Origin of the sequence: Cocleimonas flava (assembly GCF_004339015.1) — a bacterium.
Classification (GTDB): domain Bacteria; phylum Pseudomonadota; class Gammaproteobacteria; order Thiotrichales; family Thiotrichaceae; genus Cocleimonas; species Cocleimonas flava.
The window spans coordinates 248,977-260,490 of the sequence record NZ_SMFQ01000004.1; the positions used below are offsets into that span (position 1 = coordinate 248,977).

The 11,514-nt window shown below is 41.3% G+C and carries 12 protein-coding genes; 8 read left to right on the top strand and 4 right to left on the bottom strand.

Annotated elements, in window-relative coordinates; all coding sequences use genetic code 11:
- Positions 1 to 14 precede the first annotated feature (14 nt).
- The 4 genes from EV695_RS12870 to rlmB all read left to right on the top strand — a co-directional run bounded on the left by EV695_RS12870 (position 15) and on the right by rlmB (position 3,976).
- Complete coding sequence (locus EV695_RS12870; RefSeq protein ID WP_131906394.1) at positions 15 to 386, top strand: hypothetical protein; 372 nt, start codon at positions 15 to 17, stop codon at positions 384 to 386.
- A 149-nt stretch (positions 387 to 535) separates the two neighbouring features.
- Positions 536 to 2,923, top strand: a complete 2,388-nt coding sequence (gene rnr / locus EV695_RS12875) for a ribonuclease R (protein WP_131906395.1) — start codon at positions 536 to 538, stop codon at positions 2,921 to 2,923.
- Positions 2,924 to 2,932: 9 nt separating this feature from the next.
- Positions 2,933 to 3,235: an antibiotic biosynthesis monooxygenase family protein gene (locus tag EV695_RS12880; protein ID WP_131906396.1), complete on the top strand. Its 303-nt coding sequence runs from the start codon at positions 2,933 to 2,935 to the stop codon at positions 3,233 to 3,235.
- Between the two features lie 3 nt (positions 3,236 to 3,238).
- Positions 3,239 to 3,976 (top strand): 23S rRNA (guanosine(2251)-2'-O)-methyltransferase RlmB, encoded by a 738-nt coding sequence (gene rlmB / locus EV695_RS12885; protein WP_131906397.1) that lies wholly within the window; start codon positions 3,239 to 3,241, stop codon positions 3,974 to 3,976.
- A gap of 90 nt (positions 3,977 to 4,066) precedes the next feature.
- Here the strand turns inward: rlmB and EV695_RS12890 are convergent, their stop codons facing one another.
- Positions 4,067 to 4,672 carry a hypothetical protein gene (locus tag EV695_RS12890; protein ID WP_131906398.1) on the bottom strand — a complete coding sequence of 202 codons (606 nt, stop codon included), beginning with the start codon at positions 4,670 to 4,672 and terminating at the stop codon, positions 4,067 to 4,069.
- A 301-nt stretch (positions 4,673 to 4,973) separates the two neighbouring features.
- Between EV695_RS12890 and EV695_RS12895 the strand changes: the two genes are divergently transcribed.
- Both EV695_RS12895 and EV695_RS12900 read left to right on the top strand, forming a co-directional pair.
- Positions 4,974 to 5,639 carry a glutathione S-transferase N-terminal domain-containing protein gene (locus tag EV695_RS12895; protein WP_131906399.1) on the top strand — a complete coding sequence of 222 codons (666 nt, stop codon included), beginning with the start codon at positions 4,974 to 4,976 and terminating at the stop codon, positions 5,637 to 5,639.
- A gap of 23 nt (positions 5,640 to 5,662) precedes the next feature.
- Positions 5,663 to 6,517 (top strand): sulfurtransferase, encoded by an 855-nt coding sequence (locus EV695_RS12900; RefSeq protein ID WP_131906400.1) that lies wholly within the window; start codon positions 5,663 to 5,665, stop codon positions 6,515 to 6,517.
- Positions 6,518 to 6,644: 127 nt separating this feature from the next.
- Here the strand turns inward: EV695_RS12900 and EV695_RS12905 are convergent, their stop codons facing one another.
- Positions 6,645 to 7,565, bottom strand: a complete 921-nt coding sequence (locus EV695_RS12905; protein ID WP_243651600.1) for a helix-turn-helix domain-containing protein — start codon at positions 7,563 to 7,565, stop codon at positions 6,645 to 6,647.
- A complete protein-coding gene (locus EV695_RS20180; RefSeq protein WP_207907082.1) occupies positions 7,552 to 7,704 on the bottom strand; it encodes a hypothetical protein in 153 nt (50 codons plus the stop codon). The genes EV695_RS12905 and EV695_RS20180 overlap by 14 nt, the downstream gene beginning before the upstream one ends.
- Positions 7,705 to 7,837: 133 nt before the next feature.
- On the opposite strand from EV695_RS20180, the gene exaC reads away from it, so the two are divergent.
- Entirely contained in the window at positions 7,838 to 9,358 is a 1,521-nt protein-coding gene (exaC, locus tag EV695_RS12910; protein WP_131906402.1) for an acetaldehyde dehydrogenase ExaC, read from the top strand.
- Between the two features lie 243 nt (positions 9,359 to 9,601).
- On the opposite strand, the gene EV695_RS12915 is transcribed toward exaC, so the two are convergent.
- Complete coding sequence (locus EV695_RS12915; RefSeq protein ID WP_131906403.1) at positions 9,602 to 10,081, bottom strand: rhodanese-like domain-containing protein; 480 nt, start codon at positions 10,079 to 10,081, stop codon at positions 9,602 to 9,604.
- Positions 10,082 to 10,476: 395 nt separating this feature from the next.
- On the opposite strand from EV695_RS12915, the gene EV695_RS12920 reads away from it, so the two are divergent.
- A complete protein-coding gene (locus tag EV695_RS12920; RefSeq protein WP_131906404.1) occupies positions 10,477 to 11,322 on the top strand; it encodes a 5-bromo-4-chloroindolyl phosphate hydrolysis family protein in 846 nt (281 codons plus the stop codon).
- Positions 11,323 to 11,514: the final 192 nt, after the last annotated feature.

Consider the following 11,514-nt stretch of genomic DNA (forward strand, 5'->3'; position numbering starts at 1 on the left):
GACTGAAAATACACATGCAAACGCACCACATTATCGATTCAAATCATTTAGAAACCTGCCTTTTCAAATTTTGTCGTTCAGATAGTACAGGTACTGTTTTTATTACCACAGATAAGAATCAATCGTGCCAAATCATTTTAGAAGATGGCGAGGTAAAGGCTGCAGCTCTTGGTCAAAAAAGAGGATTTGAAGCTATTTTAGAGCTCAAGGAAACACGTGTTAAACGTTACTCTTTTATTCAAAACATGAAATTCCCACTTTCCATATACGCTAATATCATTTGCAGTGACACTGTATTGGAGATTCTTGGATACAATGTGAATGATATTTCAAATTCTCGAATGTATGCAGAAACACAAGATACGTTCTACGCTCGTCAATTATAGAAGAGTCATTCAAGTCTAAGCCAGGCATTACATCAAATATCAGGCTAATCTCAGCTAATCCCAAACTCGTTTTATTGAATAATTTAAACGTTATTATTTTTTGACTTTAATTAGATAAATTATCATTAAAAAGGCGTAGAATGCGCCTCATGAAAAATTATAAAGATCCGCACAAAGAACGCGAGGCGAAAAAATACGATCGCCCTATCCCAAGCCGTGAGTTAATGCTCGATGTCATGGACAAAACGGGCCACCCGATGGGATTCAACGAATTAGCCGATGCTCTCGGCGTCACCGAACAACCAGACCTCGATGCAATGAAGTTCCGTTTACGCGCTATGGAGCGTGACGGTCAGATTTTATTTAATCGTGGTAAAAAATATGTACCCACTACCAAAGCCGATTTAATTGCAGGTCGTGTTCAAGGACACCCTGACGGTTTTGGCTTTTTAATCCCTGAAGATGGCTCTGACGATCTGTACTTGCACGGCAAACAGATGCGTAAAGTCATGCATGGCGATAAGGTACTTGCCAGCGTCACCGGTATCGACCGTAGAGGTCGTCGCGAAGGCGCCGTCATTGAAGTTTTAGAAAACAACACAGAGTCTGTTGTCGGTCGTTATTTTGTCGAAAGTGGTTTGGGTTTTGTAACGCCCGATAATTCACGTATCGCACAAGACATTCTGATCCCACCCGAAAACAGTGGCGATGCTAAAAGCGGCCAGATTGTGGTTGCGCGTATTGTTGAACATCCAACTTCAAGACATCAGGCAATCGGTAAGATTATTGAAACACTGGGTGACCACATGGCACCGGGTATGGAAATCGATATCGCATTGAGATCGCACGATTTACCGCATGTTTGGCCTGAAGGTGTTAAAACCGAAACAGACAAACTCAGCGATGAGGTGTTAGAAGAAGATAAAAAAGGCCGTGTCGATTTACGCCAGATGCCATTGGTTACAATTGATGGCGAAGATTCGCGTGACTTTGATGACGCGGTTTATTGTGAACAAAATAAGCAAGGTAACTGGGTACTAACCGTTGCAATTGCCGATGTCTCACATTATGTTCGACCAGGTACTGAATTAGACAAAGAAGCGATTGAACGCGCTACTTCGGTCTACTTCCCTGCGGAAGTGATTCCGATGCTACCAGAGAAAATCTCTAACGGTTTGTGTTCGCTTAACCCCAAAGTTGATCGCCTGTGTATGGTATGTGAAGCCACGATTGATGGAAATGGTGAAGTCACAGATTATCGCTTTTATAACGCGGTTATGAATTCTGCTGCGCGCCTAACCTATAACAAGATGGCGGCTATGGTTGTTGATCAGAATGCTGATTTACGCGATGAATATGCGCCGATCATTGATCATTTAGATGATCTTTACAAACTCTATAAAGTATTACGCAAAGCGCGTGATGATCGCGGTTCGATTGATTTTGAAACCACCGAAACGCAAATTATTTTCGGTGAAAATCGCAAGATAGAAAACATCATTCCAACCACACGTAACGATGCCCACAAGATCATCGAAGAGTGCATGGTTACCGCGAATATGTGTGCCGCACGTTTCTTGAAAAAGAACAAAATTCCTGCATTGCATCGTGTGCATGCAGGGCCAGAAACGGAAAAGCTGGCTAAGGTTCATGAATTCCTCAACGGTTTGGGCTTAAAGTTGGGGGGTGGCGATGATCCACAACCCAAAGATTATGCCGAGTTATTGAGAAGCGTTTCAGATCGACCTGATGCACGTTTGATTCAAACGGTCATGTTGCGTTCGATGAGTCGCGCACAATACGCACCAGAAGATAAAGAACACCCAGATAATACGCGTCACTTTGGCCTTGCCAGAAAAGACTATGCTCACTTTACATCTCCGATTCGACGTTACCCTGATTTATTGGTACATCGTGCGATTTTGCATATTCTGGAAAATAAAACGGCCAAAGGTTATCGATACGATTACGCCGCAATGAAAAAGCTTGGCGAACATTGTTCACAATGCGAGCAACGCGCTGATGATGCAAGTCGTGATGTGATGTCATGGCTTAAAGCTGAGTATATGCAGGATAAGATTGGCGAAACGTTCAAAGGCATTATTTCAACGGTAACCAGCTTTGGCTTATTCGTTGAGCTTGATGATGTGTTTGTCGAAGGACTGGTTCATGTATCCGCATTGAAGAGTGATTATTATCACTTTGATGCTGCTCGACATACCATGACAGGTGAAAATTCAGGCAAAACGTTCCGTCTGGGTGATTCGATAGAAATACTGGTTGCTCGTGTAGACCTTGAAGATCGTAAGATTGATTTTGTACTTCCTGATTCTGGTGACTCGAAAGATAGTCATGATCAAGGATCAAGAAAACCTCGCAAAAAGAAATCTGGAAGTTCTTATTCGAAAAACGCGAAAAAAGACACGAAAAACTCCGAGAAGACTTCTGCTAAGAAGAAAAAGAAAACCACACCGAAAAATGTGAAAAAATCCAAAAAGAAAGCAAAGTTAGCGTCTAAGCGAAAAGGCAAACAATAAGGAATTTATATGTTTAAAGACATTATCACTTATGAGTTAGACGACGACGTCGATGAAGCCTACCTACTAAATATTGCAGGTGAAATCATCGAAAGCTGGATGAGCAAACAACCGGGGTTTATTCAGTGGGATATTCATAAAAACACCATTGGCGACGGGTATACCGACATCGTCTACTGGGAAACGCGCGAAGCAGCACAGGCCGCCGAGCAACAAATGGGAAATATCCCAAATGCTGCTGACTGGTTTTCCTGTTACAAAGAAGGCTCAATTGGTAGCCAGAACTTACAACAATTAGGAAGTTTCAAATAAAGCATGAAGACATTGATCACTGGCATTCACGCGGTTGAATCTGCACTAAAAAATGATGCAGATAATATTACTCAAGTGTGGATTGCAGAAAACAAACGCAATCAACGCGTTAAAGAATTAATCAACCATGCACAGAAACGTGGCTTAATTGCACATCGCTCTGACCCTGCAAGTCTAGATAAGTTGGCTAAGACTCATCAGCATCAAGGTGTGGTTGCAGAATACAATGCACCGAAGAGTTTTCAGGAAGATGATCTTTTCGATATTTTGGAAAATATAGAAGGCACCCCCCTACTTTTAGTGCTTGATGGCGTGACAGACCCACATAATCTAGGCGCTTGTTTAAGAACAGCCGAAGGTGCTGGCGTACATGCCGTTATTGCACCGAAAGACAACGCAGTTGGTTTGACACCTGCTGCACGCAAAGTGGCTTCTGGCGCAGCCGAAACTGTGCCGTTTATTCAAGTTACCAATCTGGTTCGTACTATTGAAAAGCTCAAGAAAGAAGGTATCTGGTTTATTGGTACAAGTGATAAATCATCCGGTGACTTATATACCTACGATTTCAAAACACCGAGCGCGATTGTGATGGGTGCTGAAGGTAAAGGCTTGCGTCGTTTGACCGAAGAACATTGCGATACACTGATATCAATCCCAATGGCTGGACAAGTGTCCAGCTTGAATGTTTCGGTAGCTACCGGTGTATGTCTGTATGAAGTAGTTAGACAAAGACAAGCTTAAAAAATACAACTTATAGAAACAAAAACGGCCCACTGTTTAGTGGGCCGTTTTTATTTTGTCTTATTATACTTTTATGACTTTTACCGTTTATTACTCTGCTGGCTTAGGTAATAAAGGCGTCGGTAAATCTTCAAAAATATCAATCAAAGTGAATAAGATGTTAAAAGGTAACTGTGGGAATGCATCTCCACTGCCTCGGATTAGACCTACTGGTGAAGGAATATTAAAGACTAAATCACCACCCTCTAGAGTAACATTGGCAAAACCACTGTCATCGGAGTTATACGTCGTCGAGTCATTGGCTATATTAATTATCGATGCAGTAATCAGGATGAAGTTACCCAATGGGTTTTCTGTCTGACGCGTTAGCAACTGATCCAATGAAGAAACCAGTGTGTAAACACCAGGTCCATTGTCTTTATAAGACAGAGCTACGATCGAAGTCACAATCTCACCATCTTCATTCAAACCAAGACTCGTTGTGGTTAACACATCATAATTAGCAAGGCTGTTTTTCTTCGAACTACTGGCCGCAAACTTCATGTCGCCAATCGTCCAACGTGGCAATGTATCAACAACGTCGTCGTTTGCATCAATAATTGCATTAACAACAGAGCTAGTACTGCCGCCGCCACATGCCGTCATCATAAATGCTAACAAAACCATTAATGGTGCTATTGTTAATAATTTGATCATATTAATTATTTCCTGCTGAATAAAATGATGAGTGAAGCTATTTAAGGGCTCTCTTTAAGTGAGAATATTGCTGTTATAGCTTGATATTAAAAGTGTTTAAAAATTAACTAAACATGATTGAAAAAAGTACCGACGAAAATTACAAATTGCTGAATAAACAGGTTACTATCTAAAATAACAACTATCCCAATTTAAAAACTCCTGCTTCACTAAAATACTGATTAAAAAGTACTTAAGATACAGCACTAAGGAGTATGCAACTGGGAAAGGTTCATTTATTTCCACTGGGTTTACTTTATTTATGATCACGCTTTACCAGTTTCAATCTTGCCCTTTTTGCAGCAAAGTCCGTGCCTTACTTGCTTTTATCAAAGAACCTTACGAGATTGTAGAAGTCTCTCCGTTTGGCATGAAAGAACTGGATTTTACCGACCATAAAAAAGTGCCGGTACTAAAAGACGGTGACGAGGTTATTGTCGAATCCGCTACCATCATCGAACATATCAATAACAAATACGCCAAGTTTACCGTAGATGATAAAACCAAAGAATGGACAGACTGGATCGACCAGACTTTAGTACATTACTTGCCGCCTTTGATACACCCTAATTTCAAAACGTCATTACGAAACTTTCAACGCATTATAAAGCCGGGTCAATTTGGCTGGTTAAAAGGCAAAGTGGTTCGTTTTGCTGGCGCAATTGCGATGCCTAAAGTCGCACGAAAAATGAAAGACAAATACAATATTGTCGACGCCGAAAAAGAGTTTCTGGCCGCTATTGATCACTGGACAACAGAGGGTCTTAAAGGCAATGAATTTTTTGGTGGAGAAAAACCCAATTACGTTGATTGCAGTGTTTTTGGCGTGCTCAATTCTTGTCACGAATTAGGCGTGGTAAAACGTGCAATGCAGCACAGCAAGGCATTCGCACTTTGGTATAACCGATGCCATCCCCTTATGACCTGAAATAACCACTCAAGAGAAAATCAATGAAATACACGAACATTGTTTCTACACAAACGCTTGAAGATAATTTAGACAATCCTGACTGGATCATTTTTGACTGTCGAACGTCATTAATTGACCGCAGTCTGGGTTTAAAAAACTATCAAGAAAACCACATTCCTAATGCGTTTCACTGTCATCTAGAGAAAGACCTGTCCTCAGAAATCACCCCGGAAAGTGGCCGTCATCCACTTCCTGATTTCGATGCACTCATACAAAAGTTAAACGCCTGGGGTATTGGCAAAAACACACAGGTTATCGCTTATGATGATGCTAGCAATGCTTACTCAGGAAGGCTCTGGTGGCAATTACGTGCTTTTGGTTTTAATAATGTTGCGGTACTCGATGGTGGCATTCAGCAGTGGATTAAAGAAGGTCGAAAACTAACGACTGAAATCCCTGCCGCCGTTCCAAAATCAGACGCCGATCAATTCAACTTTGAACTTGATCCTGAAGCTATTATCAGCACCGCACAGGTTCTGCAGAATATTGAAGATAAAACATTCACCCTGATTGATGCCAGAACACCTGAGCGCTATAGAGGCGAATCGGAACCATTAGACACGGTAGCGGGTCGTGTACCCGGCGCTATAAATAGAGCCTTTCAATTAAATCTGGATGACAATGGTCGCTTTTTACCTGCTGCAGAATTAAAAGCACAATTCGATGATTTGTTACAGAATGAGAATGATCAGCTCGTCAATATGTGTGGCTCTGGTGTCACCGCTTGCCACAATATGCTTGCCTTGGAAATAGCCGGAATCACTGGCTCTAAACTCTATGTTGGCTCATGGAGTGAATGGATTCGAGATGAAAAACGCCCAGTAGGTACTGGATAGCTAGATCATAACTACATCTTAACCACATAATAGCTAGGAAATAACTGAATAAGTCACCCCCCTACTTTGAGGCACTTTTTTAACAAAAGTGCCTTAGATCTTTAATTACTATGGAATTACTTTGGAGCTACGATAGAGACTTTATATCTTCTTCGTTACCTCGTAGTTTGTATTCCGTTGCAGTACAGCCAAAGAAGTTTTTAAAGCGATAACAAAAATGGCTGGGATTATTAAAACCAAGATCATAACTAATCGCAGTTATCGACTCACCATCCCTAATTCTTTCTGCGGCGCGCTTCAAACGTAGCTGCTGCTGAAGTTCTACCGGCGAACAACCAAGCTTTTCTTTAAATTCCACATAGAGCCGACTACGACTCATCCCTGCATGTCGACATAGTTGATCGATATCGAGCGGCTTGGATAAGGTGCTATTAATCCAGTCCAGCGCTGCAATCAAACTATTCGCCTCTGGATCTTTACTGCAATACGTCAGCAGAAAATCACGGGTTTTATGGCGTAGCATGCGAATGATTAATTCAGATACATTGAGATCGATCAGGGTATCCCGATCTGGGTGATTCTCCGTGAAAAGCTTAGTCAGTCTATTCAGCAGTCTTTGTGTTTCTGATGAGTGATGAGTATGCAGAACCGGACATCCAAATTGCCAGTCATTGGCCGACTCCAGCATAGGTATTGAATCACTCAATCGCTGGCTCACACGGCTTACCTTATCTTTTGAAATCTCAACCGTTAAACAGGTTGTTGGCTGATCTCTTCTGGCATCAGGAAAGTCGATAGCCACTACTTCACCCGGCGCCATGATAAAGGATTCATGCGGTAGAAATTCCTGACCCTTTGGCTCATTGGGGGAATGCATGATTTTGCGTCCGGTCATCATTCCACAGAATAATAATTCGCCCGCATCTAAACGCACGCGTTTAGCGGATTCATAGGTATCGTAAATACTCACTTCAGAACTCGGACCGGCAAAGCTTATTCTATTTTCGATTAGGGTTCGCGGGGTCCTTAACCGTTTAAGTTGCTTCATCTCCATCGTGATCTCCTCTTAACTCACTGGATAAGAAAGAGTATAGCTGGTTTTCCTGAAAACTGGGCTTATACGATGACACAATAACACTAGCAGGACTCACACTAAACCTTTTAGGATTTTCATATAAGTGTGGCATCGAATAATCACCTAATTTACATACCAGCAAATCTAACACAACGCTCATCGAGCGAAATTTGCCAAAAAACTAAGCAGTACAAAACAATAATAAACACTTAGTCATAACTTTAAATAAAACAATGAGGATAACCATGATATACCCAGATCCAAATACCCCAGAATCAGAAATTCAATTCAAATCTCGTTACGAAAACTATATTGGTGGCGAATGGGTACCCCCGCAAAAAGGTCAATACTTTGAGAATGTTTCACCAGTCAATGGCAAGGTGTTTTGTGAAGTTGCGCGTTCATCTGCTGAGGATATCGAGCTAGCATTAGATGCGGCTCATTCAGCGAAAGACGCATGGGGCAAAACGTCAGTAACCGAGCGTTCTAATATTTTATTAAAAATAGCTGACCGTATTGAAGAAAATCTGGAACTGCTAGCGATTGCAGAAACCTATGACAACGGTAAAGGTATCCGTGAAACGATGGCAGCGGATGTGCCATTAGCAGCCGATCATTTTCGTTACTTCGCAGGTTGTATCCGTGCGCAGGAAGGCGGTATCAGTGAATTAGATGAAACCACCGTTGCTTATCATTATCACGAGCCATTAGGTGTTGTTGGCCAGATCATCCCATGGAATTTTCCATTATTGATGGCTGCCTGGAAAATACCACCTGCATTAGCCGCAGGTAACTGCATCGTGCTTAAACCAGCAGAACAAACACCTTTATCGATTAGCCTATTGATGGAAATCATTGGTGATCTATTGCCTTCAGGTGTATTGAATGTGGTTCAAGGCTTTGGTCAAGAGGCCGGACAAGCCTTGGCAACGTCAGAACGCATTTCAAAAATTGCTTTCACGGGGTCGACGGCTGTCGGTCAACACATTTTGAAATGTGCGGCGGATTCTTTAATCCCATCTACTGTAGAGCTGGGCGGTAAATCTCCGAATATTTTCTTTGATGACATCATGAATCATGAAGACGCTTATCTGGAAAAATGTCTAGAAGGTGCTGCACTGGCTTTCTTCAATCAGGGTGAAGTATGTACCTGTCCATCGCGTATTCTAGTGCAGGAAAACATCGCCGATGACTTTATCGAACGCCTCATCGCTAAATCGAAAACCATCAAACAAGGTAATCCACTGGATACCGACTCGCAGGTTGGCGCACAAGTCTCTAAAGAACAGTTCGATATTATCCTGAATTATATTGAAATCGGTAAAGCTGAAGGTGCTGAAGTACTCACAGGTGGTTGCGTGGCGTTAACGGATGATAGCCTCAACAAAGGTTTTTATATTGAGCCTACTGTTTTAAAAGGCACCAACGATATGCGCGTTTTCCAGGAAGAAATTTTTGGTCCGGTAATCAGTGTAACGACCTTTAAAGATGAAGCAGAAGCCATCGCGCTAGCGAATGATTCTGAATATGGTCTGGGTGCAGGTTTATGGACACGCGACATGAATAAATCTTACCGCATGGGACGAGCTATTCAAGCGGGACGCGTTTGGACCAATTGTTATCACCTTTATCCAGCGCATGCGGCATTTGGCGGTTACAAGAAGTCAGGTATCGGGCGTGAGAACCACGGCATGATGTTGAATCATTATCAACAAACTAAAAACTTGTTAGTGAGTTATAGCGAAGATCCATTAGGATTCTTCTAGACCTTAAGTAACTCAATAAGTAATACATTACGTTTAACTAACAGTAGATTGAGCTTCTTTGGAGGCTCAATCTACATCACAAGGTTTCATTTGTATTCAGTTTAAATGACTTAGTCACCCCCCTACTTTGGGGCACTTTTTTTCGATGATGTATATGCTAGTTTCATTCACTTCATCATAACTACTGTGATTTGTGACTAGTCACTAGGACTTATTTCTAGTTCCTATTTCTAGTTCTTATTTCTAATCAGCATTATTAACCGCTAACTGATCCTTTCTAATTGGCGGATTAACAAACTCATCAACCCAGTCAGGGTCTACCACATCATTCGCTTTGTTGATTAAAGGCAAGTCCGCATCATTCCACCCTTTGATGCCGGTTTTTAAGGAAACCACATTCTCATAGCCCATTAATGTCATGGTCAACGCAGCCAATATACTGCGGTTTCCAGAACGACAGACAACGATAATCGGTTTCTTTCGGGCTTTGACTAAGTCAGGTTCGGTTTCAGCATAATCCCAGTCACAAGCTTGCTCCAGAATGCCTCTTGGCACATGCAATGAGTTTTCAATATAGCATCCATCAAATTCATCATCCTCCCGAATATCCAGCATCAAGGTATCGGGGTTTTTCGCCCTAAACTCTTCTACATCCCATGGGAAGATTTCTTCAATATGAGCGGTTAATGCATCATCCACTAATTGCTTGAATGTAAGTGCCATAACGCCACCTTAACTCTATAATTAAAACGACTTGAATTATAAAAAGAGATAAGCAATGAAAATAGATTCATAAATGGGTATATTTTCATTATTGTTTATTTTTAAATGAACTGTGTTCATGTTTTATTAACTAACTATCACGTAAACTAAATTTTAGCGTAATAATTGTTTTGTTTAGTGCCATGCTCTTGATAAACGCTTGTACAGGCACTATATAATCTATTAATAACCCGTTTATTAAACACTCTACTACTGGATATCGATGCCTTATCTTATTCAAAAAATTATCGGCTTTATTTTACTGTCAGCCACTGTTGGGCTGGTGTCTCTTCAAGTTCTGTTTCATCTGAGCTAAGCATTATTCAACACTCTTTCATCCAAAGACATTAGACATTATGACCAAAGCCACACGCTACGATCCTGAAAACCAGATTTTAAACACGGTAAAAACAGGTATTAAAGGCACCTTGCTATTTTTGATGCCTTTACCGGTTTTGATTGGTGCAATTATCCATCTACTCAAAGGCAATGTTTTTTCCAGCATTGTCGCTGGTGCATTATTTGCAGCATTTATGATTACAGCAGTGATCGCACGCCATGGCTTCAAACTTGAAAGCCGCTTCAAACAAAAGCGATTAGCGAAAGCACCCGGCATGCCGTTTAAGTCATTCGCTGCTTCACTCTTAGGCATAACCACTGGCTTAACCGCATTCATGCTTTCTGGTTATACTTTATTAGCCAGTATTCTGATTGGTTTTGTAGCGCTGATTGGTTTCTACCTCGCCTACGGTGTTGACCCGCGTCAGGATAAAACGGGTAATATTTCCTTAGGCGTTGATCCTGATGAAGTGTTTGAGGCGCTGGAAGCCGCCGAAGCAAAAATTGCTGTTATAGAAAACGCACGTAAAGACATTAAGAACATCAAGTTCGATCAGCACCTTAGACGTATTATCGAAAAAGCACGTGGCATTCTAAAACTTATCGAAGATGACCCTAAAGACTTATACCGAGCACGCAAATTTTTAAAAGTCTATCTCGATGGTACTGCCAGAGTCACTGAAAGCTATGCAAAGACGCATGGCAAAGATGCTTCAACCGCCGAGTTGGATAAGAACTTTCAAGAAGTACTGGATTCGATTGAATCAACCTTCGAAGAGCAGCACAAAAAGCTGCTAGAAAATGATCAACTCGATCTTGATGTAAAAATAGAAGTATTAAAAACCCAGTTAAAACATATTTAGTCAAACCTAAACGGGCGAAATGCTACATAGCCATTAGGTACACGTAAAAAAACAGGAACAAATAAAAACGTAGAGAGATACAAAAACGTAAGGATAAAAAATAAAGAGCGTTAAAAATGCTCACCTATCCACTCTATAACTAATTTTGCCAACGTTAACTGACTCACTAATTCAACGCTTATAAAGGAACCT